Here is a 25,767-nt window from a genome sequence, read left to right as displayed (position 1 = left end):
GGCTACTCCTTCACGTACGGCACGCCCGAGGCGGCCGGGCCGCGCGAGCGGCCCACGAGGCCGGCCACGGCGAACACCGTGACGAGGTACGGGAGCATCGCCATGAACTGGCTCGGCACCGGGGTGCCGAGGATCGCCAGGACGTACTGCATGTTGGTGGCGAAGCCGAACAGCAGCGCCGCGAAGAACGCGCCGATCGGGTTCCAGCGGCCGAAGATCACGGCCGCGAGCGCGATGAAGCCCTGGCCCGCCGTCATCTCCTTGGTGAAGGACGACGCGGAGACGAGCGTGAAGAACGCCCCGCCCATGCCGGCCACCGCGCCGCCCAGCAGGACGGCGGCGTACCGCGTGCGGTTCACGTCGATGCCCACGGTGTCCGCGGCCTTGGGGTGCTCGCCCACGGCGCGCACGCGCAGGCCCCAGCGGGTGCGGAACAGGGCGAACCATAGCGCGATGACGAGCAGGTACATCGCGTAGCCCAGGATCGTCTGGTTGAACAGGATGGGCCCGAGCACGGGGATGTCCGCCAGGCCCGGGATCCGCAGGTTCGGGAAGTGCGGCGGCGCGTTGAGCTCGGTGTCCCCGCCCGTGAGGACGGTGGAGTACAGGAAGCTCGTCAGGCCGGCCACGAGCACGTTGAGCACGACGCCGACGATCACCTGGTTGACCAGGTACTTGATCGAGAACACGGCGAGCAGCCAGGACACGAGGACGCCGGCCACGATCGCGGCGGCCAGGCCCGCCCAGGGCGAGCCGGTGGCGGTGCCGACGACGGCGGCCGTGAACGCGCCCGCCAGCAGCTGACCCTCGATCGCGATGTTCACCACGCCCGAGCGCTCGGCCAGGATGCCGGCCATCGAGCCGAAGATCAGCGGGACGGCCAGCGCGAACGAGCCGGCGATCAGGCCGGTGAGGAACACGGTGGTGTTGTCCGCCGAGCCGATCACCCAGATGAGGAACGCGGCCACGAAGGCGACGGCGAACAGGGCCGCGGCCCAGCCGGGGGTGCGCCCCGAGCGCAGGGTCGCCAGCCAGGCCACCGCGGTCAGCACCGCCATGAGCCCGACGAGCAGCCAGCCCCCCAGCACGGGGTCGGCGGTCAGGTCCGGGAGCACGACGGCGTCGGACGCGTTCGAGAGTCGGAAGGTCGCCGCCGCCTCGGGGGCGCCGAGGGCGAAGACGGCCAGGGCCAGCAGGGTCAGGATCGTCAGGGCGATCGGGGTGGTCCAGTGCCGGACCACGACCCGGGCGGGCTCGGCGGCCTCGGGGCGGACGACGTCGGCGTGGGGCCGGGCGGCGGTCGCGCTCATCGGGCGTCCCCCTTCTGCTCGTGCGGGCGGTGGGTCGGGGCCGTGTCCGTGGGTGCAGTGGTCGGAGCCTGCGGGTCCGCGACGGCGGCGGCCGCGGCCGCCTGGACGCCCGTGGACGGGGCGGCGGCGTGGCCGCCGGCGCCGGTCACCGAGGCGCCGGCCACGGCGGGCTGGGTCACGGGGTCGGCGGCGCGGCGGGCACGGGCGGCGCCCGGGGCGGGCAGTCGGAAGATGGCGCGGACCAGCGGCGGGGCCGCGATGAGCAGCACGATCACGGACTGCACCACGAGGACGATGTCGACCGGCACCCCGGTCTCGGTCTGCATGGTCACGCCGCCGGCGCGCAGGGCGCCGAAGAGCAGGCCCGCGAACAGCACGCCCACCGGGTGGGACCGGCCGAGCAGGGCCACCGTGATCGCGTCGAAGCCGAAGGACCCGGCCACGGAGGTGTTCAGCGTGCTCTCCGTGCCGGCCACGTGGGTGGCGCCGGCCAGGCCGGCGAGGCCGCCGGAGATCGCCATGGCGGCCACGTAGGAGCCCTTCACGGAGATGCCGGCGGTGCGGGCGGCGTCGGGGTTGGCACCCACGGCCCGCAGGCGGAAGCCGAGGGTGGAGCGCTGCATCAGCCACCACGTGAAGAGCACGGCCAGCAGGGCGACGAAGAAGCCCCAGTGCAGCCGGAAGTCGGTCCCCAGCAGCCGCGGGAACATGGCGGAGCGGTCCAGCGGCGCGGACACCGGGTTCGTGGTGGCGGGCGCCCGCAGGACGGGGGTGTTCAACAGGTAGGCGAGCAGGTTCACCGCCACGTAGTTGAGCATGATCGTGAGGATCACCTCGTGCGCGCCCGTCCAGGCCTTGAGCACGCCGACGACGGAGCCCCACAGCACGCCGCCGAGCACGCCCATCACGACGACGAGCAGCAGGTGCACGCCGGCCGGCAGGTGCAGGTGCACGCCGAACCACGTGGCGAACATGGCGCCGAAGATGAACTGGCCCTGGCCGCCGATGTTGAACAGGCCCGCCCGGAAGGCGATGGCGATGCCCAGCGAGATGATGATCAGCGGGGTCGCCACGGTGAGGGTCTCGGTGAGCGGGTAGAGCATGCCCGTCGCGTCCGAGGCCCGGTAGTTGAAGACGGCGCCGCGGAATAGGGCCGCGAAGGCTCCGGCGAACGCGGCCCAGGCGGCGGAGAGCAGGTCGCCCGGGCGGGCGAAGAAGTAGCCGGCGGCGTCGCGGACGTCCTCGTCCACGGCGATGATCAGCAGGCCGGAGATCAGCAGGGACAGCAGGATCGCCAGGGCGGTGACCGTGCCGTTGCCCGAGAGGATCCGGCGCAGGGCGGAGTCGGCGGGGGCGGGCCGGGCGGCCGCGTCGGACGCGGGGGCCGGGCGCTGCGGGGCGGCGGTGCTCACGGGCGCTCTCCTTCCGTGGTGGGGTGGGCGGCGGGCGCCTCACCGGCGGTGCCGGGCGTGCCCGCGGCGACGTCTGCGCCGGAGGCGAGGGCCGCGTCGTCGGGGGTCTGGCCGGCCATCATGAGGCCGAGCGTCTCGCGCGAGGTGTCCCCCGGCACGATGCCGACGATCCGCCCGTGGTACATCACGGCGATCCGGTCCGCCAGCTCGAGGACCTCGTCCAGCTCGGTGGAGACGATCAGCACGGGGGTGCCGGCGTCGCGCTCGGCGATGATCCGGTCGTGCAGGAACTCGATCGAGCCGACGTCCACGCCGCGCGTGGGCTGCGAGGCGATGAACAGGCGCAGCCCGTCCACGAGTTCGCGGGCCATGACGACCTTCTGCTGGTTGCCTCCCGAGAGGGAGGAGACCGGCAGGTCCACGCCCTGGGTGCGGACGTCGAACTCGGCCACGCGGCGCTCGGCGAGCGCCCGCACCGCGGCGGGGCGCATCTGCACGGCGTTGCCGGCCGGGGCGACGTCGTACCGGTTGAGCACCATGTTCTCCGCCACGGAGAACGGGCCGACGAGCCCGTCCGTGGAGCGGTCCTCGGGCACGAAGCCGACGCCGGCGCGGATGATCTGGCGGGTGGACCGGCCGATCAGCTCCCGGCCGTCCAGGGTGACGGAGCCGGTGGCCTTGACCAGGCCCATGATCGCCTCGGTCAGCTCCGTCTGCCCGTTGCCCTGCACACCGGCCACGGCGAGGACCTCGCCCTGGCGGACGGCGAAGGACACGGCGTCCAGCAGCACCTGGCCCGTGGGCGAGACGACGGAGAGGCCCTCGACGCGGAACGTCTCCTCCCCCAGGGTCGGGGCCGTCCTGCGCCGCTCGAGGACGACGTTCCGGCCCACCATGAGGGCGGCCAGCTCGGCGGCCTCGGCGGAGGGGTCCGCCGTGCCGACCACGCGGCCGCGGCGCAGCACGGTGATGTCGTCCGAGACGGCCTTGACCTCGCGCAGCTTGTGGGAGATGAACACGATCGCCGTGCCGTCCGCGCGCAGCTGGCGGATGATGCCGAGCAGCTCGTCGGTCTCCTGGGGGGTGAGCACGGCGGTCGGCTCGTCCAGGATGAGGATGCGTGCGTCGCGGACGAGGGCCTTGATGATCTCGACGCGCTGCTGCACGCCCACGGGCAGGTCCTCGACGACGGCGTCCGGGTCCACGTCGAAGCCGTACTGCGCGGAGATCTCCCGGATCCGCCGGCGGGTGGCCTCGAGGTCGAGCACGCCCAGGGCGCGGGTGTGCTCGTCGCCGAGGGCCACGTTCTCGGCCACCGTGAAGACGGGCACGAGCATGAAGTGCTGGTGCACCATGCCGATGCCCGCGCGCATGGCCTCGCCGGGGCCGGAGAACCGGACGGGCTCGCCGTCGAGCAGGATCTCCCCCTCGGTGGGCTCGTAGAGCCCGAAGAGGACGTTCATCAGGGTGGACTTGCCGGCGCCGTTCTCGCCGAGGAGGGTGTGCACCCGCCCCGACTCCACGGTCAGGTTCACGTCCTCGTTCGCGGCGAACGAGCCGAAGCGCTTGGTGATCCCGCGCAGTTCGAGCCTCATCGAGGGCCTTCCGTCTGGTCGATGCTCGTGGTGCCGCGCTCGGCGGCGGGGGCGGGCCGGGCGCCCGCGCGCCGCGGGGCCGGTCCGGAGGGGTCCGGGCCGGCCCTGCGGCGGTGGCGAGGCGGGTCAGGCCTCCGGGGAGTACTCCGAGCCGACCTTCAGCTCGCCCGAGACGATCTTGGCCTCGAGATCCTTGAGCTCGTCCTTGAGCTCCTGCGGCACCGTGTCCTCGAAGTCGTGGAACGGGGCCAGCTCGACGCCCTTGTTCTCCAACGTGCCCACGTAGGGCTCGGCCGAGAACTCGTCCTTCAGGTCCGCGGCGATCACGTCGGCGACGGACTGGCCCATGTTCTTCTTCACCGAGGTGAGGATCAGGTTGCCGTCCTTGGTGGACTCGTAGCCGTCCGAGTCCGGCCAGATGACCTTGACGTCCTTGCCGCCCTGGTTCGCCTCGCGGACGGCGTCCAGGGTGCCCAGGCCCACGGGGCCGGCCACCGGCATCACGATGTCGGCGCCCTCGTTGATGAAGTTGGCGGTGTTCGTCTTGCCGTTGGCCACGTTCTTGAAGTCGCCCGTGAAGGAGCCGGTCTTCGCGTCCTTGTCCCAGCCCAGGACCTTGACGTCCTTGTCCTTGACCTCGTTGTAGTGCTCCACGCCGCGGGCGAAGCCGTCCATGAAGATGGTGACGGTGGGGATCTCCATGCCGCCATAGGTGGCCACGGTGCCGGTCTCGGTGGTGCCCGCCGCCAGGTAGCCGGCCAGGAACGCCGCCTGCGCCGTGTCGTAGGTGAGCTTCTGGAAGTTGTCGGAGAAGCCCTCCGCGGTGACGTCCACGCCGAAGAAGTGGGTGTCCGAGTGCTGCGCGGCGATCGGCTTCATGGCGTCGCCGAGGAGGAAGCCCACGCCGATGACGGCGTCGCAGTCGGCGTTGACCATGGCGGTCACGTTCGGGGTGAACTCGCTGGGCTCGTTCGACTCGGCCTCGCTGGTGGTGATGCCGTAGGCCTTCTCGGCAGCCTTGAGGCCCTCGTAGGAGGACTGGTTGAAGGAGCGGTCGTCGAAGCCGCCCTCGTCCGAGACGATGCAGGCCTTGTAGTCCTTGTTGTCCGAGCCGACGCCGTCCACGGTGGCGATGGCCTCGCTCTCGGCGGCGCCGGAGCCCGAGGCCTCGGACTGCTCCGGCGGGGCGCCGCACGCGGTCAGCAGCAGACCGGAGACGCCGAGCGCGGCGGCGGGGAGCAGGAGACGACGGCGGCGCGCGGCCGACGGGGTGGCGATGCCCATGGGGTCCTCATTTCGGAAGGCACGGTGCGAGGCCCGCGGCCGGTGGCCGCGGAAAGACGGGGCCCGTGCGGGTGGCCCCGTCCGGATGAGCGCGAGTCTACCGAACGGTGGGCCCGTCCCCTCCGGCGGGGGCGGGCGGTGGGGTCAGTGGTGGTCCTCGCCCGTGAGCACCTGCAGCGCGGCGGCGGTGAAGACCCGCATGCCCACGCCGATGGCCCGCTCGTCCGGCGCGTAGTCCCCGCGGTGCAGATCGTAGATGGGGCCACCCGGGGACCGGGTGCCGAGGCGCAGCATGGAGCCGGGCACCTTCTGGGTCATCCAGGCGAAGTCCTCGCCGCCCATCGACTGCGGGGTCAGGACGATCGCCCGCGAGCCGAGCTCCCGCCGCGCCGCGGTCTCGATCAGCGCCGTCTCGCCCTCGGTGTTGTGCACCGGCGGGACGCCGCGCACGTGCTCGAGCTGCACGTGCACGCCGTACGGCGCGGCCACCTGTCGGACCACCTCGTCGAGCAGCGCGCCGGCCTCCTCCCACACGTCCGCGTCGAGGCAGCGCATGGTCCCGGCCAGGTAGCCGGTGTTGTCGATCGCGTTGGGCGCGCTGCCGGCGGCGATCTGCCCCCACACCACCGAGACGGCCGAGCGCACGTCGATCCGCCGGGAGAGCACGGCGGGCACGTTCACGGCGATCTGGGACAGGGCGAAGACCATGTCCTCGGTGAGGTGGGGCCGCGAGGTGTGCCCACCGCGTCCGGTGAGGGTGATCCGGATCGTGTCCGCCGCCGAGGTGATGGCGCCGATGCGGGTGCCGATCGAGCCGACGTCGACCTGGGGGTCGCAGTGCGCCGCCAGGATGCGGGGCACGTCGTCGAGGATCCCCTGCCGCAGCACGGCCAGGGAGCCGCCGGGCAGCCGCTCCTCCGCGGGCTGGAAGATGACGCGGACCGTGCCGTGGACCCGCTCGCCGACCGCGCGCAGGTCGGGGTCGGCGGTGGCCCCGCGGAGGATGCGGCCGAGGGCGACGGCCACACCCGCCATGACGGCGGTGTGCATGTCGTGGCCGCACGCGTGCGCGACGCCGTCATTGACGGACACGTAGGGCAGGCCGGTCTCCTCCTCGACCGGCAGCGCGTCGATGTCCGCGCGCAGGGCCAGCACCACCGGCCCCTCCCCGACGTCCACGTAGGCGCCCGTGGACTCCATCCGCACGGGCGAGAGCCCATAGCCGGAGAGCAGCTCCACGATGCGGTCGGTGGTGCGGTACTCCTCATAGGAGAGCTCGGGATGCCGGTGCAGGTCCCGGCGGAAGGACACGATCTCGTCCTCGAGCTCGGCCACCACGGGGCCCACCGAGGGGACGGAGGTCGGACGGGGCCCGGTCAGCACGGAGTCGGAGGTGGTCATGGCCCAGCACCCTACTCCGGGGGTGCCGGTCGGTGCGGACCGGACCCGGCCGGGGACGCGGTCAGAGGACCTCGTCCACGCCCTCGGCCTTGAGCGCCTCGACGGCCTTCTTGACCTCCTGCGCGTGCTCCGTGGTGGTGACCAGCAGCGCGTCCTCGGTGTCCACCACGACGACGTCCTCGATGCCGATCAGCGCGATGACGCGCTTCGTGTCCGTCACCACGACGCCGGACGCGTCGTCCGAGTACACGCGCGGGGTGTCCCCGATCACCGTGATGCCGGAGGCGTCCTTGACCGGGTTCAGGCGGGCGATCGCCGCGAAGTCCCCCACGTCGTCCCACGTGAAGGAGCCGGGGATCACGGCCACGTCGCCGACGGCGGCGGCGGGCTCGGCCACGGCGTAGTCGATGGCGGTCTTCGTCAGCTCGGGCCACACCCGGGCCATGACCTCGTCCCGCTCCGGCGTCTCCCACGCGCGGGCGATCTCCATCAGGCCGGCGTGCAGCGCGGGCTCGTTCTCCTCGAGGTGGGCCAGCATGAGGCCCACGGGCGCCACGAACATGCCCGCGTTCCAGAGGTAGCGGCCGGACTTCACGTACTGCTGGGCGACCTTCAGGTCCGGCTTCTCCACGAACGCGGCGACGTCATGCGCGTCCGGGGCGCCGGCCACGCGGAGACGGCGGCCCCGGCGGATGTAGCCGAAGCCCGTGGCCGCGTGCGTGGGCTCGATGCCGATGGTCACGATCCGGCCCGTGGCCGCCGTCTCGACGGCCTGCCGCACCGCGTCCTGGAAGACCTCCACCGGGGAGATCACCTGATCCGCCGCGAACGAGCCCATGATCGTGTCCGGGTCGCGCAGGGAGAGGATCGCCGCGGCCAGGCCGATGGCGGCCGCGGAGTCCTTGGGCGAGGGCTCGAGCACCAGATCCGTCTCCGCCAGGGCCGTTAGCTGCGTGCACACCGCCTCCCGGTGGGCCTCCCCGGTCACCACGAGCATGCCCGCGGCCAGGGGCGCCAGACGGTCCCACGTGGCACGGATCAGGGTCTGGCCCGAGCCGGTGAGGTCGTGGAGGAACTTCGGCGCGGCGGCCCGCGAGAGGGGCCACAGGCGGGTGCCCACGCCCCCGGCGGGGATCACGGCGTGGAAGCGGGACAGGGCCGTGCCCGGCGCGGCCTCGCGCGGGGCATCGGTCAGGTTCGGATCGGTGCTCACCGGGCCAGACTACGGAACCGTCCGGACGGGGGACCACTCGACGCGTCCCAGGCGGGGCACAGCCCAGACCGAACAGGACGGCGGCGGGGCGCCGCACGCGTCACAGTGGTCGCCCGGGTCCCGGTCGGGCACGGAGGCGCGGGAAGGGTCTACCCTAGGTGGAGGAATCCACTCGCACACGCCCCTGCCCGTCGTCGTCCCACGGCGGAGGACCGGGATCGTGCATTCCCCCTGGAGGTATCAACCGTGTCTAGCGCCACTGCGCAGGCCCCGGCCAAGAACGGCCGCGGAACCCTGTACCGGGGCCACGGCGGCATGTGGTCCTGGGTGGGCCACCGCGTCACCGGCGTCGTCATCTTCTTCTACCTGCTCGTCCACGTGCTGGACACGGCCCTGGTCCGGGTCTCCCCCGAGGCCTACAACGCCGTGATCGGCTCGTACAAGACGTGGTACTTCGCGCTCGGCGAGGCCGGCCTCGTCGCGGCGATCATCTTCCACGCCCTGAACGGCCTGCGCATCATCCTGGTCGACTTCTGGAAGGGCGGCACCCAGCACCACAAGACCCTGCTGTGGATCGTGCTGGGGCTGTGGGTCGTCCTGACCCTGGGCTTCGCCATCCGTCACTTCAGCCTCGCACTCGGAGGTCACTGAGCCATGAGCACCACCGCTGAGACCACCATCGCGGCGCCCCGCAGCCGCCGTCTGGACCCCAAGTACACGCGCGACGGCGGCGGCCGCGGCAACTTCGAGATGCTCGCCTGGCTGTTCATGCGCATCTCGGGCGTCTTCCTCGTCGTGCTGATCGCCGTGCACCTGACCACCAACCTGCTGGTGGGCGACGGCATCCACGCCATCGACTTCGGCTTCGTGGCCGGCAAGTGGGCGCACCCGCTGTGGCAGTTCTGGGACCTGGCCCTCCTGTGGCTGGCCATGCTGCACGGCGCCAACGGCGTGCGCACGATCATCAACGACTACACCCGTCGCGGCAGCGCCCGCTTCTGGCTGACGATGATCCTGTACATCGCCACGGCCGTGATCATCATCCTCGGCACCCTGGTGATCTTCACCTTCGATCCCTGCATGGTGGACGCCTCCGGCGCCCTGCTCGAGGGCTCCCCGGCCTTCTGCGGCTGACCTCGGAAACGCTCACCCTGCGGTGCGGCCGGCCCGAGCGGCCGCCGCGTCACAGACACCCAGAAAGAGAGACCTGAATGCAGGTGCACAAGTACGACGTGGTGATCGTCGGCGCCGGCGGCGCGGGCATGCGCGCGGCCATCGAGGCCGGTCAGCGCGCGCACACCGCCGTCCTCACCAAGATCTACCCCACGCGTTCCCACACCGGCGCGGCCCAGGGCGGCATGTGCGCGGCCCTCGCCAACGTCGAGGAGGACAACTGGGAGTGGCACACGTTCGACACCGTCAAGGGCGGCGACTACCTGGTGGACCAGGACGCCGCGGAGGTCATGGCCAAGGAGGCCATCGACGCGGTGCTGGACCTCGAGAAGATGGGCCTGCCCTTCAACCGCACCCCCGAGGGCAAGATCGACCAGCGCCGCTTCGGCGGCCACACCCGTGACCACGGCAAGGCGCCCGTGCGCCGCGCCTGCTACGCCGCGGACCGCACCGGCCACATGATCCTCCAGACGCTGTACCAGAACTGCGTCAAGCACAACGTGGAGTTCTACAACGAGTTCTACGTGCTCGACCTGCTGCTGGTGGAGGAGGACGCCGTGCGCGAGGACGGCACCGCCTACAAGCAGAAGCGCACCGCCGGCGTCGTCTCCTACGAGCTGGCCACCGGCGAGATCCACGTCTTCCAGGCCAAGTCGGTCGTCTTCGCCACCGGCGGCGCCGGCAAGGTGTACAAGACCACCTCGAACGCCCACACCCTCACCGGCGACGGCATGGCCATCGCCTACCGCGCGGGCCTGCCGCTGGAGGACATGGAGTTCGTGCAGTTCCACCCGACCGGCCTGGCCGGCCTGGGCATCCTGCTCTCCGAGGCCGCACGCGGCGAGGGCGGCATCCTCCGCAACGCGGACGGCGAGCGCTTCATGGAACGCTACGCCCCCACCATCAAGGACCTCGCCCCGCGCGACATCGTGGCCCGGTCCATGGCCGAGGAGGTCCGTCAGGGCCGCGGCGCCGGTCCCAACAAGGACTACGTGCTGCTCGATCTGACGCACCTGGAGCCCTCGCACATCGACGAGAAGCTCCCGGACATCACCGAGTTCGCCCGCACGTACCTGGGCGTCGAGCCCTACACGGAGCCGGTGCCGGTGTTCCCCACCTGCCACTACTTCATGGGCGGCATCCCCACGAACATCAAGGCCGAGGTCCTCCAGGACAACGACACCGTCGTGCCGGGCCTGTACGCCGCCGGCGAGGTGGCCTGCGTGTCCGTGCACGGGTCCAACCGCCTGGGCACCAACTCGCTGCTGGACATCAACGTGTTCGGCCGCCGCGCCGGCATCTACGGCGCCGAGTACGCCGCGCAGGCGGACTGGGTGGAGCTGCCCGAGGGCGGCGAGCTGCCGACCGTGGAGCACATCGAGAACCTGCGCTCCGCCACCGGCTCCGAGCGCGTCGCGGACATCCGCGCCGAGCTCCAGGAGTCGATGGACGCGGACATGCAGGTCTTCCGCGACGAGGACTCGATCCGCCGCGCACTGGCCAAGATCGAGGAGCTGCGCGGGCGCTACGAGAACGTGTCCGTCCAGGACAAGGGCCGCCGCTTCAACCTCGACCTGCTCGAGGGCATGGAGCTGGGCTACCTCCTGGACATCGCCGAGGCGATGACCCTCGCGGCCCTGGGCCGCAAGGAGTCCCGCGGCGGGCACTACCGCGAGGACTACCCCGACCGCGACGACGAGAACTTCATGGCGCACACCATGATCTACCGTGACGAGACCGCGGAGATGGAGGGCGTCAAGGGCATCCGCTTCGAGACCAAGCCCGTCGTCGTGACCCGTTACCAGCCGATGGAGCGTAAGTACTGATGAGCCACTCAGCAACCGAGACCGAGGCCCCCGTGGCCCAGGCGCAGACCCAGTCCGCCGGTGGCGGCGCAGGCGAGGTCGAGAGCTTCGACATCGTGCTCAAGGTCCGCCGCTACCTCCCGGAGTCCTCCGAGGAGTCCTACTGGGACGAGTGGCGCCTGACCATGTACGGCACCGACCGCGTGCTGGACGCCCTGCACAAGGTCAAGTGGGACCACGACGGCACCCTGTCGTTCCGCCGCTCCTGCGCCCACGGCGTGTGCGGCTCCGACGCCATGCGCATCAACGGCCGCAACCGCCTGGCCTGCAAGACGCTCCTGAAGGACCTCGACCTGTCCAAGCCCATCCTGGTGGAGCCCATCAAGGGCCTGCCGGTGGAGAAGGACCTGATCGTGGACATGGACCCGTTCTTCCAGTCCTACCGCGAGATCATGCCATTCCTGGTCGCCGAGGGCCACGCGCCCACCAAGGAGCGCTACCAGTCCCAGGCCGACCGGGCGATCTACGACGACACCACGAAGTGCATCCTGTGCGCCGCGTGCACCTCGTCCTGCCCGGTGTTCTGGACGGACGGCCAGTACTTCGGCCCGGCCGCCATCGTCAACGCGCACCGGTTCATCTTCGACTCGCGTGACGAGGCCGGCGACATGCGCCTGGAGATCCTGAACGACAAGGAGGGCGTGTGGCGTTGCCGCACGACCTTCAACTGCACCGACGCGTGCCCCCGCGGCATCCAGGTGACCAAGGCGATCTCCGAGGTGAAGCGGGCCATCCTGGCCCGCCAGTTCTGATCCCCCGCACCACGACGGCGGCCCGTCTCCTCGCTCGAGGAGGCGGGCCGCCGTCGTCGTGGAGGGGTGCCCCTCCCGCCGAGGCCCGCAGACGCGCCGTCACCGGCCCGGTGTAGCGGCGTGTCTGCGGGCCTCGGCGTGGGGACGGGGGCGGGACCGGAGGCGGAGGCGGTCCGAGCTCAGACGTCGAAGGCGGCGCGCGTCTCCCGCCGGTGCGCCACCCGCAGCCACACCGCGCTGGAGACGAGCATCCCGACGACGGCGCCCAGCACGACCGGACCCCCTCCCCCGGCCTGCACCATCCGCCCGCCGTCGACCATCCAGAAGGCCGCCGTGAGCATCCCCAGCACCACGAGCACGCTCCCCACGGGGCGCACGGCCCGGATCCGGCGGGTGATGCCGGCCAGGAGCACCAGGGTCAGGACGACCACCGCCGCGGCGGCCACCGGCCCCGCCCCCGCCGGGGTGAGGAACGCGGCGACGTCGGCGTCGGTGACCTCGCTCGCGCCCCAGGAGCGCGCCTCCAGCACGGCGCGGGCGTAGCCGGGCGTCACCTGCAGCGCGAGCACGCCCCCCACGCCGGCCGCGCTCAGTGCCCCCGTGACCGCCGTGACGGTCTGGAACAGGCGCAGGGGACGCAGCGACGCGAGATCGGGGGCGGGGTCCGTGGTCTCGTGGGGATCGTCGTCGAGGGGGTGCATACCCCCATCATGCCCGGCGGCGCAGGAAGGTCGTTGCGAGGCCCGGGTTGAAGGCGCACACGAGCCAGGCCGCGTTCACGAGCGCGAACAGCCCGCCCAGGACCAGGGGCAGCACCACGTCCCCGGCGGGGAAGACGAACAGGCGGATGGCCCCCAGCAGCGTCACGAAGATGGCGATCGAGGCGAACAGGGCACCCATGATGCGCGCCGTGTTGCTGTGCCGGGTCAGCCCGACGAGGACGATCGCGTAGACCGCCAGACCCAGCAGGGTCGCGAACCAGGCACTGCCGGTGAGGGCGCCCTCGATGGCCTCGGCGGTCATCGCGGGCGACTGCGCGCCGCCCTCGGGCAGCGAGTCCGCGATGTCCTGGGCCGCGCCCGGGAGGAGGTTGCGCAGGATCGACGCGGCATAGAGGACCGCGGATGCCACCGTCAACCCGAGCAGCGCCCGGAACACGCCGGGGGTGCGGGCGTCGGGGCGGATCAGCGGGCGGGCGTCCGGGCCGGAGTGCCCGGCGATGCGCCGCCGCGCCTCATCCGGGCCCACCACGGGCCGCCCGCCGCCGTCCAGGTCGTCGGGGTGGGGGGACACGGGATGCGGGGGTCGATGATCGGAGGCCATGTCGCCATGGTCTCCGCTGGCCGACGCCGGGGCGAGGGCTGGCGACCCCGGACTCGCCGCCGGCGAACGGCGTCGGGGTCAGGCGCGGCGGCCCTGACGGGTGTAGGCCGCGACCTGCGGGTTGAAGGCCTTGACCAGCCACAGGATGTTCACGATCACCAGCGCCAGGCTGAGCACGGAGGCCAGCACGCCGCCGATGCCGGGGTAGGTCACGAAGGAGAAGATGCCGCCGACGGCGCTGAGGGTGCCCAGGATCGCGAGGACGATGCCGAGGATGCGGGCCCAGTTCTTGGCCCCGCGGAGGTTGAAGTACACCAGGGCGTACAGGGCCACGCCGATGAGCAGGACGATGATCGTGCCCACCGTCACGGAGGCGCCCACGACGGGCGCGATCTCCTCCACCTGCTCGGGGGTGAGGCCGCTCTGGCGAAGGGAGTCCCGCATGCGTTCGATGCTCTCCTCGCCGCCGAACAGGGCTGGCAGGGAGGACAGCACGTACAGCGCGAGCGACGTGAGCGTCAGCGTCAGGAGGGCGGGGAACGCGGCCGGCTCCGGGACGATGCCGTACGGGCTGCCCGGCTGGGCGCCGTAGCCCGGGGCCGCGTAGGGCTGCGTGCCGTAGCGGGAGCCCGCGGCGGGCTGGCCCGGGTTCGGGTCCTGGTGCGGTCGATCGGTGGTCATGGAGTGCTCCTCGGTGTCGTGGGTGACGGTGATGGCGGTGACGGGCGCGGCGGCCGGATCACTCGTGGCGCAGGGCCTCGATGGGATCCTTCCGGGCCGCACGCAGGGCGGGCAAGGTGCCGGCGATGAACGCGATGGCCACGATCAGCAGCAGGATCAGCAGCAGGGCGGGGGGGTTGACCGCGAACAGGACCAGGCCGGTGACGCCGCTGAGGGGGCCGGTGGTCAGCACCTGGTTCGCGATGAGGCCGACGGCGACGCCCAGGCCGATGCCGATCAGCGAGCCGAGCAGGCCGATCACGACGGCCTCCATGGTGAACAGGCCGAAGATCTTCCCGCCGGTCATGCCGAGGGCCTTCATGAGGCCGATCTCCCGGGTGCGCTCCTGCACCGCCATGAGCAGGGTGTTGATGATGCCGAAGCTGGCGGCGAGCAGTGCGATGAGCGCGAAGCCGGTGAGCACCCACGTGACGGCGTCGATGACGCCGCGGATCACGCCGAGCTGCTCCTCGAGGGTCTGCGCCAGCAGGCCCTTGTCGGCCAGCGCCTGCTTCACGGCGTCCTCGTTCGCCTCCGGATCCTCCACGATCGCCGTGGCCTGGAAGTAGGTGTCCCGCTGGGACTCCGGCAGGCCCTCCGTCGTGATGTCGTAGATCGCCTGCTCGAGCGACTCCGACGGCGTCGGGGCGGTGCCCGCACCGGACGCGGCCGCCTTCGTCACTCCGACCACGGTGGCCTTCACGGACTTGTGCTCCTGCAGCGGGGTCGCTGCCACGACGGTCAGCTCCGTGCCGATCAGGTCCTCGGCGTCGCTGGCGCCCAGGTCCTCCACCCACGACTCGGGCACGACGATCTCGTTGGCCCCGGCCTCGGGGGCACGGCCGGCGGAGAAGGTGAGCATGTCGATCTCACCGGAGCTGCCCATGAAGCCGGTCTGCCACTTGCGGCCGTCCGGGCCCTGGATGTACTCCGGCTCGGCCACCCGATAGGTCTTCACCTCGGTGACGTGCTCGGTGTCCTCGATCGCGGCGAGGTCCTCCTGGGTGAGCAGCGGCATGCCGAACATCTCGCCGCCGGCGGCGTCCTGCTCCGTGTACTCCTGGGGCGAACCGCTCACCGCCCCGGCCGAGGACATGTCCTGCTGCTTCATCACGGTCAGCTCGCCGGGCTGGCCGAAGCCCTCGACCACGTTGTCCACGTACTTGTTGATGCCCGCGCCGAGCCCCGTGGTGAGGGTCAGCGTGAATGCGCCGATCACGATCGCGACGACGGTGAGGAAGGTGCGCAGCTTGGAGCGCATCGTGTTCGCGAGCGCCGTGCCCGCGACGTCGGTGACCTTCATGCCCGTGCTCCGTCCTGCTCGGTGCCGACGCGCTCGTCGGCGATGACCACGCCGTCCTGCAGCTCGACGCGACGGTCGCACTTCGCGGCCAGGTCGTCGTCGTGCGTGACCACCACGAGGGTGATGCCCTCGTCGCGGTGCAGGCCGAAGAGGATGTCCTCCACGGCCGCCGAGGTGGCGGAGTCCAGGTTGCCCGTGGGTTCGTCCGCGAACAGCACCGTCGGGTTGTTCACGAGCGCGCGGGCGATGCACACGCGCTGCTTCTGGCCGCCGGAGAGGTCGGTGGCCTTGTTCTTGGCCTTGTCCGCGAGCTCGAGCCGCTCGAGCACCGCCATGCCGCGGCGGGTGCGCTCGGCCCGGCCCACGCCGGCGATCTTCAGCGGCAGCACGGTGTTCTCCAGGACCGTCTGGTTCGGGTTCAGGAAGAACTGCTGGAACACGAAGCCGAACCGCTCGTTGCGCAGCTGCGAGATCTCCGCGGCCTTGAGCTGGGAGACGGGACGGCCGTCCATCGCGACGACGCCGGCGGAGGGCTGGTCCAGCAGCGCCAGCAGGTGCATCAGGGTGGACTTGCCGGAGCCGGACTTGCCGACGACGGCCAGGGACTCGCCGCGCTGGATCTGCAGGGTGATGCCCTTCAGTGCGTCGAAGCGGGACGCCCCGCGGCCGTAGACCTTGACGAGGTTCTCCGTCTCCAGGACGGGTTCGGCCCCGGGCGGGACCTCGGCGACCCCGGGGGTCGCGACTGCGGTGGACATGGCTCCGGCACTCCTCTGTCGGTGGGGCTCGCCCCCGCTGCGGCAGGAGCGGAGGCGGTGCCTCCATCCTGACAGCCGCGCACGCGCCGTCGCATCCACCTCGAGTCGGAGAAACACGACGGCCCGCGTCCCCCGCAGGTCGGGGGCGCGGGCCGTCGTCGGGGGGCCGGTGCGGTCCGGCTCAGCGCAGCGGCGGCAGGAAGCCGACCTTGGCGTAGACGTCCTCGAGCACGGGCGTGGCCACGGCGCGGGCCTTCTCGGCGCCGGCGGCGAGGATGCGGTCCAGCTCGGCGGGGTCGTCCAGCAGCGCGAGGGCGCGCTCGCGCACGGGGGCCAGGCGCTCGACGACGGCGTCCGCCACCGCGACCTTGAGGTGCCCGTACATCTTGCCGACGAACTCCTCCTCGAGCTGCGGGATCGGTGTGCCGGACACCGCGGAGAGGATGGTCAGCAGGTTGGAGACGCCAGGCTTGGCCTCACGGTCGAAGCGCACCTCGGTGCCGTCGTCGGTCACGGCCGACTTGATCTTCTTGGCGGTCTTCTTCGGCTCCTCGAGGATGTTGATGAGCCCGTTCGGGGACGCCGCGGACTTGGACATCTTCGACGTGGGGTCCTGCAGGTCGTAGATGCGCGCGCCGGTCTCCGGGTAGAAGCCGGTGGGCACCACGAACGTCTCGCCGTAGCGGTGGTTGAAGCGCTGGGCGAGGTCGCGGGTGAGCTCCACGTGCTGGCGCTGGTCGTCGCCCACGGGCACGCCATGCGGCTGGTAGAGCAGGATGTCCGCGGCCATGAGCATGGGGTACGCGAGCAGGCCGACGCCGGCCGCGTCCGCGCCCTGCTTGGCGGACTTGTCCTTGAACTGGGTCATCCGCATGGCCTCGCCCATGCCGGTCATGCAGGTCAGCACCCACGCCAGCTGCGCATGCTCGGGCACCTGGGACTGGACGAACAGCGTGGAGCGCTCGGGGTCGATGCCGCCGGCGATGAACTGCGCGGCGGCCACCCGCGTGCGCTCCGCCAGGGCTGCCGGGTCCTGCGGCACGGTGATGGCGTGCAGGTCGGGGATGAAGAAGAACGCCTCGAAGTCGGCCTGGGTGCGCTCCCAGTTCACGAGGGCGCCGAGGTAGTTGCCCAGGTGGAGGGAGTCCGCCGAGGGCTGCATGCCGGAGAGCACGCGGTGCCGGGCGGACGCGCCGGCCAGGTGGGCGGTGGCGGCGGCGTCCTGGGCCAGGACGTCCTGCACGGAGTTCTTCTTCATGGTCATCTCAGCCTCGGGTCTCTCCTGCACGGTCAGAACTGGTAGTCGACCACGAGCGGGGCGTGGTCGGAGAAGCGGGTCCCCCAGCTGGGGGCGCGGTCCACGACGGCGGTCGTCGCCCGCTCGGCCAGGCCCGCGGTCGCCATGTGGTAGTCGATGCGCCACCCGGCGTCGTTGTCGAAGGCCTTGCCGCGCATGGACCACCACGTGTACGGGCCCGGCACCGGCCCGGCGAGGGCGCGGTGCACGTCCGTGAAGCCGAGCTCGCCGAAGAACCGGTCGAAGTAGGCGCGCTCCTCGGGCAGGAAGCCGGCCTTCTTCACGTTGCCCTTCCAGTTCTTGATGTCCAGCTCGGTGTGGCCCACGTTGAGGTCGCCCGTGACGAGGGCGTGCCCCTCCCCCGCGGCCAGCTCGGAGAGGCGGCGGACCATCTCGTCGAGGAACCGGTACTTGTCCACCTGCTTCGGGGTGTCGACCTCGCCCGAGTGCACGTACGCGGAGACCACGGTCAGCGGCGAGCCGTCCGGCAGGCGCAGGTCGGCCTCGATCCAGCGGCCGGCGTCGTCGAAGTACGCGTCGGCGTCGGCGATGCCGGTGCGGACCTCGCCGAGCGGGAACCGCGAGGCGATCGCGACGCCGGCCCGCCCCTTGGCGGCGGCCACGGCGTCCGCCAGGTGCACCTCGTCCCAGTCCTCGCCCACGATCTCGCGGACCAGCTGCGCCGTGACGTCCGCGGGGGCGCGCACCTCCTGGAGGGTGAGCACGTCCACGCCGCGGCCGGCGAACCACTCGCGCATGCCCTTGCGGTGCGAGGCGCGGATGCCGTTGACGTTCACGGTGGCCACGCGCACGGCGCCGTCGGCCTTGGGCGCCCCGGCGTTGGCGTGCACCACGGGCTCGCCCTCGGCGGGCTCGGGGTACTTCCCGGTGACGGGGTCCTTCTCGGGCAGCGCCGTCATCAGCCGATCACCGTCCCGCTCACCGGGCCCTCGGCGCCGCCGGCCCGGGACTCCTTGATCATGTCGCGGGCGTTGGAGGCCGTGATGTCGATGGTCTCCAGGGCGCGGTCCACCATCTCGCGGTCCATGCCCGCGCCCGCGGCGAGCTGCTCGCGCACCACGCGCACCTGCACCTGGGCGATCTTGAACGAGTGGTCCAGCTTGGTGTCCCGCATGGGGTCCGCGGCCGGGGCCTGCGGGGCCACCGCGGGGGCGGCGGCGTCGGTGTCCCGGCCGCGCAGGGCGGCGACGTCGGCGCGGGCGTTCTGCATGGCGGTGTCCACCTTGCGGCCCGCGGCCTGGACGCCGCGGCGCATCTGCAGGAACACGACCACCGCGAACACGAGCCAGCCGGCGGCGACGGCGACCACGAGCCACCCGATCACGTCGTTCTGGTTCGCGGCGAAGATGATCGCCACGATCAGGATGACGATCATCGCGACGAAGCCGAGCGATCCCACGCGCAGGCCGGCGCGGGGGCCGCGGCGCGCGCCGTCGGGACCGGGGGTCAGGGACTGGGACATGGGTGCTCCTCCGGAGGGGCTCGTGGGGTCTGCCCTCCATCATCCCGCATCGTGGGGTGGGGTCCGAATCGGGCGGCCCGCGTCGGTACCTATCCTGAGGCGATGACCCCCCGCCCCCCGCACCCCGCCGACCCCGCGTCCGGGGCCTTCACCCCTGACCAGCGCCGCATCCTCACCGCACTGCTCATGCCGCTCTTCCTCGCGTTGATGAGCGTGTCCGTGGTGAACGTGGCGCTGCCGGCCATCGAGTCGGGCCTGGACGCCACGAGCGCGGATCTGCAGTGGGTGCTGGCGGGGTACACGCTGACGTTCGGCACCGTGCTCGTGGCCGCGGGCCGCGCCGGCGACCTGTGGGGGCGCAAGAACCTGTTCCTGGCGGGCATCACGCTGTACATGCTCGGCTCCCTGCTCTCCGGCCTGGCCGGGGACACTCTGCTGCTCAATGCCGGGCGCCTGCTCACGGGCCTGGGCGCGGGCGTGTTCAACCCCCAGGTCATCGGGTTCATCCAGTCGAACTTCCACGGCCGCGCCCGCGGGCGGGCCTACGGGCTCTTCGGCACCGTGGTGGGCCTCGGCGTGGCCGTGGGGCCCCTGCTCGGCGGGCTGTTCCTCGGCGCGTTCGGCCCCGAGTGGGGCTGGCGCTCCACGTTCCTCATGAACGTGCCCGTGGGCCTGGCCGCCGTCGCGATGGGCGCCCTCTGGCTGCCGCCGCCCACCCGCGTGCACGGCCTGCCCCCCGCCCCCGGACCACGCGGGATCGCCGCGCTCGATCCGGTGGGCGCCCTGCTGCTCGGCGCCGGCGGGGTGAGCCTCATGGTGCCGTTCATCGTCCCGGGCACCGCCTGGCTGCTGGTCCTCGCCGCCGCGCTCGTGACGGCGTGGTGGCTGTGGGAGAAGCGCGTGAAGGCCCGGGCGTCGGCCACCGGCGTGCAGCCCATGGTGGACCCGGCCCTGTTCCGGCGGCCGTCCTTCACGATCGGCGCGCTCGAGTCCACCATCTACCTGGCCACCATGCCGGCGGTGTTCGCGATCGTGGCGATCTTCCTGCAGCGCGGCATGGGGTTCACGCCGCTCGAGGCCGGCCTCGTGGGTCTGCCCGGCGCCGTCGTCGTGGCCTCCCTGTCCCCGTGGGTGGGTTCGATGGTGCAGCGGCGGGGGCCCGTGCTCGTGCTGCTCGGCGCTCTGGTGGGCCTCGTGTCGCTGGGGGTGCTCGCGCTCGCGTTCGAGCGCAGCGCGGCCGGCGCGTGGTCGCCGTGGATCGTGGGGGTGGGGCTGATCGTGCAGTCGGCCTCGCAGGCCCTGCTGCTCACCAGCACGCAGGTGCTGATGATGGACGACGTCGCCGGCCACGAGGCGGGGGCGGCCGGCGGCGTCGCCCAGACGGCGCAGCGCCTCGGCACCGCCCTGGGCCTGTCCGTGGTGACGGGCGCGTTCTTCGCGGCCCTGGCCGGCGCCGCCGGCGAGAGCGCCGGGCCGCCGTCGGCCGCGGAGTACGCGCACGCGGCCTCGGCCGCCATGGGCATGGTGGCCGTGTGCTGGGCGCTCACCGCCGTGATCGCGGCCCTGGACGTGGTCCGGCGGCGCCGCGCTGCGCGCGGTCTGACCGGCGCGCGGGGGCCTCAGCGCAGGAACAGCGCGCCGAGCCGGCGGGCGGCGAGCCACACCCCGACGCCGGCCATCACCACGAAGTAGAGGACGTGGCCGGCGGTCGCCCAGCTCAGCACGCCCACCGCGAGCGCGCGCATCATTTCCACGGCGTGCCACAGCGGGAACACCCGGATCACCCACTGGATCGGCTCCGGGTAGACCGCGAGCGGGAAGAACGTGGCTGAGAACAGGAACATGGGCATCAGCACGATCTGGATCCAGTCCATGTGCTGGAACGTCTTCATCCAGCTCGTCACCGCCATGCCGAGGGAGGCGAAGCCCAGCGCCACGAGCAGGGCGCCGGGGATCATGAGCAGCGCCGTCCAGGAGGTGACGAGCCCGGTCACGGTCATGACGATCAGGAAGCCGACCGCGTAGATCAGCCCGCGCAGCAGCGCCATCGCGATCTCCCCGAGTGCCACGTCCAGCGGGCCCAGCCGTGTGGAGAGCATGGTCTGGTACGTCTTCGCGTAGCGCAGCTTGAAGAACACGTTCCACGTGGAGTCGTAGATGGCGCCGTTCATCGCCGAGACCGCCAGCAGTGCGGGGGCGAGGTACATGCCGTACGGGATGGGGGTGCCGTCCGGGCCGGCCACGTCGCCGACCAGCGCACCGAGACCCAGTCCCAGGGAGGCCAGGTAGAGCACGGGCTCGAAGAACCCGGAGAAGAACACCACCCAGTTGTTGGACTTCAGGGACAGGAACGCCCGCTCCATCACCGCGCGCACGTTGCCCGAGTACGCGCCGGCCAGCGGGCCGCGGCGCACGGGGATCTCGGGCATGGGCGGCACGGCGACGGCGTGTTCCCGCACCACCGACGACGACGGCGCGGCCGGGCCCGCCTGCGCGGCGGCGGGTGCGACGTCGGCGCGGGCGGCCCCGGTGCGCGCGGCACGGCGGCCCAGGCGCGGGGCACGGTCCCGGCGGGCGGCCGTGACGGCGTCGCGGTCCGGGGTGCCTCGGACCCAGCCGAGGCGGCGCGTGTAGATCCGCACCGCGAGCCAGGCCCCGCCGAGCGCGAGGGCCAGCAGGAACGCCACATGCGCCACGGTGAGCCAGACCGGCTCGGCCATCCCGTAGGAGAGCACGCGGCCGAGCTGGGCGGCATGCCACTGCGGGGAGAGCCAGCCGATCCAGCGCAGCCACACGGGCAGTACGTCCAGCGGGTAGAAGGTGGCGGAGAACAGGAACAGGGGCATGACCACGAGCCGCTGCAGGGTGGCGAACTGGCCCTTGTCCTCCTTCAGGGAGGCGGCGAACGCCATGATCGGCGCGCCGACGGCGAGCCCGCCGAGCGTGGCGGTGAGGACCTGCACCCACGCCCACGGGCTCGAGACGACCCCGAACGCCAGCATCACCAGCAGGAACACGGCAGCCTGGAACACGAACCGCAGGCTCACGGCCGCGAGGTGGCCCAGGGCGATCTGCGCCGGAGACAGCGGAGTGGCCTGCGCCGCGTAGTACGTGCGCTGCCACTGGAACCCGCCCATCACCGGGTAGGAGAACTCGACGGACGCGGTCATCAGCGCACCCGAGGCCAGCAGCGCCGGGGCGATGAACGCGACGTAGGAGACCCCGCCCAGGGCGTCCTGCGGCATCCCGCCGCCCATGAGCTGGGCCAGGCCCAGGCCCATGGCCAGCAGGTAGAGCACGGGTTCGCCCAGGGCGCCGACGATCAGCACCGCGCCGTAGCGACGCATGTTCCGCAGCTGGTGCTCGGCGTAGAGCAGGACGCCGCGGCGCCTCACACGCTCCACGGACGCCGCCGCGGTGACCGGCGGGCGCAGCGGCTCGGCGGGCGTGGCGGACGGAGCCGAGGGCCCGGACCGCGGGCCGGGCGAGGCGGGGCCGGGGGTCGTCGTCGTGGTGGGGGACGGCACGGGTCAGTCCATCAGGGTGCGGCCGGTGAGGATGAGGAACACGTCCTCGAGGCTCGCGCGGCGGGTCAGCGTGGTGACGGGGGCGGGCAGGGCGCCCTCGTCGACGAGGCGCTGCACGACGTCGTGCAGGTCGTCCGCGCGTCGGGCGTAGACGAGGACGCGGTCCGGGAGGACCTCGACGCGGTGCACGACGCCGTCACCCGCGTGGGCCTGGACGGTGCGGGCCGCGGCCTCGTTGCGGTCCGCGCCGAAGCGCGCCTCGAGGACCTCACGGGAGGCGTGCTCGCGGATGAGCTCGGCGGGGGTGCCGGCGGCCATGATCTCGCCGCCGTCGACGACGACGAGCCGGTCGCACAGCTGCTCCGCCTCGTCCATGTGGTGCGTGGTCAGCAGCAGCGTGGTGCCGCGTTCCTTGAGCCGGTAGAGGCGGTCCCACAGGATGTGGCGGGCCTGCGGGTCCAGGCCCGTGGTGGGCTCGTCGAGGAGGAAGAGGGCCGGCTCGTTGACCAGGGCGCGGGCGATCACGAGCCGGCGCTTCATGCCGCCGGAGAGGTCGGTGACCTTGGCGTCCGCCTTCTCGGTGAGCTGGGCGAAGGCCAGCAGCTCCTCGGCCTTGGGCCGCAGGTATGAGTAGGGCAGGCCGAAGTAGCGGCCGTAGATCAGGATGTTCTCCCGGGCGGTGAGCTCCTCGTCCAGGTTGTCCTGCTGCGGCACCACGCCCAGGCGCGCACGGACGGCCGGCCCGTCCTCCTCCGGGTCGATGCCCAGGATGGTCAGCTCGCCCGCGGTGCGCTGCGAGGTGCCCGCGAGCATGCGCATGGTGGTGGACTTGCCCGCGCCGTTGGGGCCGAGCAGGCCGAAGCACTCGCCGGGACGCACGTCCAGGTCGATGCCCTTCACGGCGTGGAACTCGCCGTACTGCTTGCGCAGCCCACGGGCACGGATGACGGAGGCGTCGCCGGGGGACGCGTGCAGAGTGGTGTGACTCACAAGGCGACAGCATAGGCGCACCACCCGCCCGGACGCGCGCCGCCCCTCGGCGACGAACCCTGCGATATGGCCCCCATCCGGGGTGGATGGGGGCCATATCGCAGGGTTGGTCGCGGGAGTGGGAGAGGTCAGGCTCCGGCCCGCTCCCCGGCCCAGTCCTCGCCGTCGGCGGCACGCTCGGCGGCCTCGACGACGTTCGCCAGCAGCATGACGCGGGTCATCGGCCCGACGCCCCCCGGGTTCGGCGCCATCCAGGCCGCCTTCTCCTTCACGGCCGGGTCCACGTCACCCAGGACGCGGGACTTCCCGTCCTGGCCGGTCACGCGCGAGACGCCCACGTCCAGGACGATCACGCCCTCCTTGACCTGTTCCGGCTTCACCATGTGGGCGGAGCCGGCGGCGGCGATCACGACGTCGGCGCTCGCCAGCAGCTCGTCGAGGTTCGTGGTGCCGGTGTGGGCCAGGGTCACGGTGGCGTTGACCTCGCGGCGGGTGAACACGAGGCCGGCGGGCCGGCCGATGGTCACGCCGCGGCCGATCACGAGCACGTGCTTGCCGGCCAGCCCCACACCGTGGTGGCGCAGCAGCTCGACGCAGCCGGCCGGGGTGCACGGCAGCGGCGAGTCCAGCTCGCCGCCGACCGAGGCCACGAGCCGCCCCAGGTTCATGGGGTGCAGGCCGTCCGCGTCCTTGTCCGGGTCGATGGCCTCGAGCACCTTCTGGGTGTCCACGTGCTTCGGCAGCGGCAGCTGGACGATGTAGCCCGTGCAGGCCGGGTCCTCGTTCAGCTCGCGCACGACGTCGAGGATCTGCTCCTCCGTCGCGTCCGCGGGCAGCTCACGCTGGATGGACTCGATGCCCACCTCGGCGCAGTCGCGGTGCTTGCCCGCCACGTACTTCTGCGAGCCGGCGTCCTCACCGACGAGCAGGGTGCCGAGGCCGGGGGTGTGCCCGCGCTCGGCGAGGGCGGCCACGCGGCCGCGCAGCTCCTCCTTGATCGCGGCGGCGGTGGCCTTGCCGTCCAGGACCTTCGCGGTCATCGGCGGCTCACCAGCCCTCGAGGCCGTCGTACAGCGGGAAGTCCTCGGTGAGCTTCACGACGCGGGCGCGCAGCGCCTCCACGTCCGGGCTCGGCTTCAGCGCCTCGGCGATGACGTCGGACACCTCGCGGAACTCGGCCTCGCCGAAGCCGCGGGAGGCCAGCGCGGGGGTGCCGATGCGCAGGCCGGAGGTGGTCATCGGCGGACGCGGGTCCCACGGCACCGAGTTGCGGTTCACCGTGATGCCGACCTCGTGCAGGATGTCCTCGCCCTGCCTGCCGTCCAGCTGGGACTCGCGCAGGTCCACCAGGACCAGGTGCACGTCCGTGCCGCCGGTGAGCACCGAGATGCCGTGCTCGGCCATGTCCGGGGCGGTCAGGCGCTCGGCCAGGATCTGCGCGCCGGCCAGGGTGCGCTCCTGCTTCTCCTTGAAGTCCGCGGAGCCGGCGATCTTGAAGGCCACGGCCTTGCCCGCGATCGCGTGCATCAGCGGGCCGCCCTGCTGGCCCGGGAACACGGCGGAGTCGATCTTCTTCTTCAGCTCCTCGGTGGAGAGGATGAAGCCCGAACGGGGGCCGGCGAGGGTCTTGTGCACGGTGGAGGAGACGACGTCGGCGTGCGGCACCGGGTTCGGGTGCAGGCCGGCGGCCACGAGGCCGGCGAAGTGGGCCATGTCCACCCAGAGCCGGGCGCCGACCTCGTCCGCGATCGAGCGGAAGGCGGCGAAGTCGAGCTGACGGGGGTAGGCGGACCAGCCGGCCACGATCACCTTCGGCCGGGCCTCGAGGGCCTTCTCGCGCACCTTGTCCATGTCGATGCGGTGGGTGTCCGGCTCCACCTCGTACGCGGCGATGCTGTAGTTCTTGCCGGAGAAGTTCAGCTTCATGCCGTGCGTCAGGTGGCCGCCGTGCGCCAGGGACAGGCCCATCATCGTGTCCCCGTGGTCCAGCAGCGAGGTCATCACGGCCACGTTGGCCTGGGCGCCGGCGTGCGGCTGGACGTTGGCGTGCTCGGCGCCGAACAGGTCCTTGGCGCGCTGGATGGCCAGGTTCTCGGCCACGTCCACGAACTCGCAGCCGCCGTAGTAGCGGCGGCCCGGGTAGCCCTCCGCGTACTTGTTGGTCAGCACCGAGCCCTGCGTCTCGAGGATGGCGCGCGGCACGAAGTTCTCCGAGGCGATCATCTCGAGCGTGCCCCGCTGGCGGCCGAGCTCGTCCGCGAGCGCCGCGGCGATCTCCGGGTCCACCTCGGCGAGGGGCTGGGTGTTGATGTCGGGCGTCTGCGTCACGGGGGTTCCCTTCGAACGGGGGTCTGTGCGGCC

Annotated in this window: 23 protein-coding genes; 5 read left to right on the top strand and 18 right to left on the bottom strand. The window is 72.2% G+C overall.

Going from position 1 to position 25,767, the window contains the following annotated elements:
• Positions 1 to 2: 2 nt before the first annotated feature.
• The 6 genes from ACUW6W_RS07040 to ACUW6W_RS07015 form a co-directional block, all read right to left on the bottom strand.
• Positions 3 to 1,310 carry an ABC transporter permease gene (locus ACUW6W_RS07040; protein WP_095347466.1) on the bottom strand — a complete coding sequence of 436 codons (1,308 nt, stop codon included), beginning with the start codon at positions 1,308 to 1,310 and terminating at the stop codon, positions 3 to 5.
• Complete coding sequence (locus ACUW6W_RS07035; RefSeq protein ID WP_144825408.1) at positions 1,307 to 2,722, bottom strand: ABC transporter permease; 1,416 nt, start codon at positions 2,720 to 2,722, stop codon at positions 1,307 to 1,309. The genes ACUW6W_RS07040 and ACUW6W_RS07035 overlap by 4 nt, the downstream gene beginning before the upstream one ends.
• Positions 2,719 to 4,317, bottom strand: a complete 1,599-nt coding sequence (locus ACUW6W_RS07030; RefSeq protein ID WP_113913980.1) for an ABC transporter ATP-binding protein — start codon at positions 4,315 to 4,317, stop codon at positions 2,719 to 2,721. The genes ACUW6W_RS07035 and ACUW6W_RS07030 overlap by 4 nt, the downstream gene beginning before the upstream one ends.
• 126 nt (positions 4,318 to 4,443) lie before the next feature.
• A complete protein-coding gene (locus ACUW6W_RS07025) occupies positions 4,444 to 5,601 on the bottom strand; it encodes a BMP family lipoprotein (RefSeq protein WP_113913979.1) in 1,158 nt (385 codons plus the stop codon).
• 144 nt (positions 5,602 to 5,745) lie between these two features.
• On the bottom strand, positions 5,746 to 7,002 hold the full coding sequence (locus tag ACUW6W_RS07020) for an amidohydrolase (RefSeq protein ID WP_036314553.1): 1,257 nt from the start codon (positions 7,000 to 7,002) through the stop codon (positions 5,746 to 5,748).
• A gap of 61 nt (positions 7,003 to 7,063) precedes the next feature.
• Positions 7,064 to 8,215 (bottom strand): mannose-1-phosphate guanylyltransferase, encoded by a 1,152-nt coding sequence (locus tag ACUW6W_RS07015; protein WP_396829845.1) that lies wholly within the window; start codon positions 8,213 to 8,215, stop codon positions 7,064 to 7,066.
• Between the two features lie 246 nt (positions 8,216 to 8,461).
• Between ACUW6W_RS07015 and sdhC the strand changes: the two genes are divergently transcribed.
• The 4 genes from sdhC (at position 8,462) to ACUW6W_RS06995 (ending at position 12,005) form a co-directional block, all read left to right on the top strand.
• Positions 8,462 to 8,866: a succinate dehydrogenase, cytochrome b556 subunit gene (gene sdhC, locus ACUW6W_RS07010; protein WP_078025777.1), complete on the top strand. Its 405-nt coding sequence runs from the start codon at positions 8,462 to 8,464 to the stop codon at positions 8,864 to 8,866.
• Positions 8,867 to 8,869: 3 nt separating this feature from the next.
• Positions 8,870 to 9,349 (top strand): succinate dehydrogenase hydrophobic membrane anchor subunit, encoded by a 480-nt coding sequence (locus ACUW6W_RS07005; RefSeq protein WP_036314556.1) that lies wholly within the window; start codon positions 8,870 to 8,872, stop codon positions 9,347 to 9,349.
• A gap of 77 nt (positions 9,350 to 9,426) precedes the next feature.
• Complete coding sequence (gene sdhA / locus ACUW6W_RS07000) at positions 9,427 to 11,214, top strand: succinate dehydrogenase flavoprotein subunit (RefSeq protein ID WP_454180042.1); 1,788 nt, start codon at positions 9,427 to 9,429, stop codon at positions 11,212 to 11,214.
• The gene (locus ACUW6W_RS06995) at positions 11,214 to 12,005 is read left to right on the top strand and encodes a succinate dehydrogenase iron-sulfur subunit (RefSeq protein WP_010079347.1); all 792 of its coding nucleotides are present in this window, start codon (positions 11,214 to 11,216) and stop codon (positions 12,003 to 12,005) included. Before sdhA ends, ACUW6W_RS06995 begins: the two co-directional genes overlap by 1 nt.
• Positions 12,006 to 12,184: 179 nt before the next feature.
• Here ACUW6W_RS06995 and ACUW6W_RS06990 read toward each other — a convergent pair whose 3' ends face one another.
• From ACUW6W_RS06990 to ACUW6W_RS06955, 8 genes are all read right to left on the bottom strand, one after another.
• Positions 12,185 to 12,706 carry a hypothetical protein gene (locus ACUW6W_RS06990; RefSeq protein ID WP_363931971.1) on the bottom strand — a complete coding sequence of 174 codons (522 nt, stop codon included), beginning with the start codon at positions 12,704 to 12,706 and terminating at the stop codon, positions 12,185 to 12,187.
• 7 nt (positions 12,707 to 12,713) lie between these two features.
• Positions 12,714 to 13,298, bottom strand: coding sequence for a hypothetical protein (locus ACUW6W_RS06985; RefSeq protein WP_036314561.1), 585 nt, complete (start codon positions 13,296 to 13,298; stop codon positions 12,714 to 12,716).
• 108 nt (positions 13,299 to 13,406) lie between these two features.
• Entirely contained in the window at positions 13,407 to 14,009 is a 603-nt protein-coding gene (locus ACUW6W_RS06980) for a hypothetical protein (RefSeq protein WP_036314562.1), read from the bottom strand.
• Positions 14,010 to 14,067: 58 nt separating this feature from the next.
• On the bottom strand, positions 14,068 to 15,351 hold the full coding sequence (locus ACUW6W_RS06975) for an ABC transporter permease (protein WP_363931974.1): 1,284 nt from the start codon (positions 15,349 to 15,351) through the stop codon (positions 14,068 to 14,070).
• Entirely contained in the window at positions 15,348 to 16,109 is a 762-nt protein-coding gene (locus ACUW6W_RS06970; protein WP_155933632.1) for an ABC transporter ATP-binding protein, read from the bottom strand. Before ACUW6W_RS06970 ends, ACUW6W_RS06975 begins: the two co-directional genes overlap by 4 nt.
• A 181-nt stretch (positions 16,110 to 16,290) precedes the next feature.
• The gene (gene trpS, locus ACUW6W_RS06965; RefSeq protein ID WP_002856591.1) at positions 16,291 to 17,373 is read right to left on the bottom strand and encodes a tryptophan--tRNA ligase; all 1,083 of its coding nucleotides are present in this window, start codon (positions 17,371 to 17,373) and stop codon (positions 16,291 to 16,293) included.
• Positions 17,374 to 17,399: 26 nt separating this feature from the next.
• A complete protein-coding gene (locus ACUW6W_RS06960; protein WP_363931977.1) occupies positions 17,400 to 18,326 on the bottom strand; it encodes an exodeoxyribonuclease III in 927 nt (308 codons plus the stop codon).
• Positions 18,326 to 18,889: a hypothetical protein gene (locus ACUW6W_RS06955; RefSeq protein WP_206495757.1), complete on the bottom strand. Its 564-nt coding sequence runs from the start codon at positions 18,887 to 18,889 to the stop codon at positions 18,326 to 18,328. The genes ACUW6W_RS06960 and ACUW6W_RS06955 overlap by 1 nt, the downstream gene beginning before the upstream one ends.
• A gap of 102 nt (positions 18,890 to 18,991) precedes the next feature.
• Between ACUW6W_RS06955 and ACUW6W_RS06950 the strand changes: the two genes are divergently transcribed.
• Positions 18,992 to 20,581 carry an MFS transporter gene (locus ACUW6W_RS06950; protein ID WP_371506583.1) on the top strand — a complete coding sequence of 530 codons (1,590 nt, stop codon included), beginning with the start codon at positions 18,992 to 18,994 and terminating at the stop codon, positions 20,579 to 20,581.
• Here ACUW6W_RS06950 and ACUW6W_RS06945 read toward each other — a convergent pair.
• The 4 genes from ACUW6W_RS06945 to glyA all read right to left on the bottom strand — a co-directional run bounded on the left by ACUW6W_RS06945 (position 20,509) and on the right by glyA (position 25,734).
• Complete coding sequence (locus ACUW6W_RS06945; protein ID WP_440315461.1) at positions 20,509 to 22,416, bottom strand: ABC transporter permease; 1,908 nt, start codon at positions 22,414 to 22,416, stop codon at positions 20,509 to 20,511. The two genes, ACUW6W_RS06950 and ACUW6W_RS06945, sit on opposite strands and share 73 nt — an antisense overlap.
• 3 nt (positions 22,417 to 22,419) lie before the next feature.
• The gene (locus tag ACUW6W_RS06940) at positions 22,420 to 23,406 is read right to left on the bottom strand and encodes an ABC transporter ATP-binding protein (RefSeq protein WP_095347451.1); all 987 of its coding nucleotides are present in this window, start codon (positions 23,404 to 23,406) and stop codon (positions 22,420 to 22,422) included.
• 128 nt (positions 23,407 to 23,534) lie between these two features.
• Entirely contained in the window at positions 23,535 to 24,446 is a 912-nt protein-coding gene (locus ACUW6W_RS06935) for a bifunctional methylenetetrahydrofolate dehydrogenase/methenyltetrahydrofolate cyclohydrolase (RefSeq protein WP_049145576.1), read from the bottom strand.
• Positions 24,447 to 24,453: 7 nt separating this feature from the next.
• Entirely contained in the window at positions 24,454 to 25,734 is a 1,281-nt protein-coding gene (glyA, locus tag ACUW6W_RS06930; protein ID WP_010079361.1) for a serine hydroxymethyltransferase, read from the bottom strand.
• Positions 25,735 to 25,767 lie beyond the last annotated feature (33 nt).

This window comes from Micrococcus sp. 093350064-1, assembly GCF_053627955.1.
Note: the sequence above shows the minus strand (reverse complement) of the source record. Positions and strands in the feature narration are given on the sequence as shown.

Excerpts from the sequence above, each read along its gene's own strand:
- ACUW6W_RS07040 (WP_095347466.1), bottom strand. The coding sequence starts at position 1,310 with ATGAGCGCGACCGCCGCCCGGCCCCACGCCGACGTCGTCCGCCCCGAG.
- ACUW6W_RS07030 (WP_113913980.1), bottom strand. The coding sequence starts at position 4,317 with ATGAGGCTCGAACTGCGCGGGATCACCAAGCGCTTCGGCTCGTTCGCC.
- ACUW6W_RS07025 (WP_113913979.1), bottom strand. The coding sequence starts at position 5,601 with ATGGGCATCGCCACCCCGTCGGCCGCGCGCCGCCGTCGTCTCCTGCTC.
- ACUW6W_RS07020 (WP_036314553.1), bottom strand. The coding sequence starts at position 7,002 with ATGACCACCTCCGACTCCGTGCTGACCGGGCCCCGTCCGACCTCCGTC.
- ACUW6W_RS07005 (WP_036314556.1), top strand. The coding sequence starts at position 8,870 with ATGAGCACCACCGCTGAGACCACCATCGCGGCGCCCCGCAGCCGCCGT.
- sdhA (WP_454180042.1), top strand. The coding sequence starts at position 9,427 with ATGCAGGTGCACAAGTACGACGTGGTGATCGTCGGCGCCGGCGGCGCG.
- ACUW6W_RS06995 (WP_010079347.1), top strand. The coding sequence starts at position 11,214 with ATGAGCCACTCAGCAACCGAGACCGAGGCCCCCGTGGCCCAGGCGCAG.
- ACUW6W_RS06990 (WP_363931971.1), bottom strand. The coding sequence starts at position 12,706 with ATGCACCCCCTCGACGACGATCCCCACGAGACCACGGACCCCGCCCCC.
- ACUW6W_RS06980 (WP_036314562.1), bottom strand. The coding sequence starts at position 14,009 with ATGACCACCGATCGACCGCACCAGGACCCGAACCCGGGCCAGCCCGCC.
- ACUW6W_RS06975 (WP_363931974.1), bottom strand. The coding sequence starts at position 15,351 with ATGAAGGTCACCGACGTCGCGGGCACGGCGCTCGCGAACACGATGCGC.
- ACUW6W_RS06970 (WP_155933632.1), bottom strand. The coding sequence starts at position 16,109 with ATGTCCACCGCAGTCGCGACCCCCGGGGTCGCCGAGGTCCCGCCCGGG.
- trpS (WP_002856591.1), bottom strand. The coding sequence starts at position 17,373 with ATGACCATGAAGAAGAACTCCGTGCAGGACGTCCTGGCCCAGGACGCC.
- ACUW6W_RS06960 (WP_363931977.1), bottom strand. The coding sequence starts at position 18,326 with ATGACGGCGCTGCCCGAGAAGGACCCCGTCACCGGGAAGTACCCCGAG.
- ACUW6W_RS06955 (WP_206495757.1), bottom strand. The coding sequence starts at position 18,889 with ATGTCCCAGTCCCTGACCCCCGGTCCCGACGGCGCGCGCCGCGGCCCC.
- ACUW6W_RS06950 (WP_371506583.1), top strand. The coding sequence starts at position 18,992 with ATGACCCCCCGCCCCCCGCACCCCGCCGACCCCGCGTCCGGGGCCTTC.
- ACUW6W_RS06935 (WP_049145576.1), bottom strand. The coding sequence starts at position 24,446 with ATGACCGCGAAGGTCCTGGACGGCAAGGCCACCGCCGCCGCGATCAAG.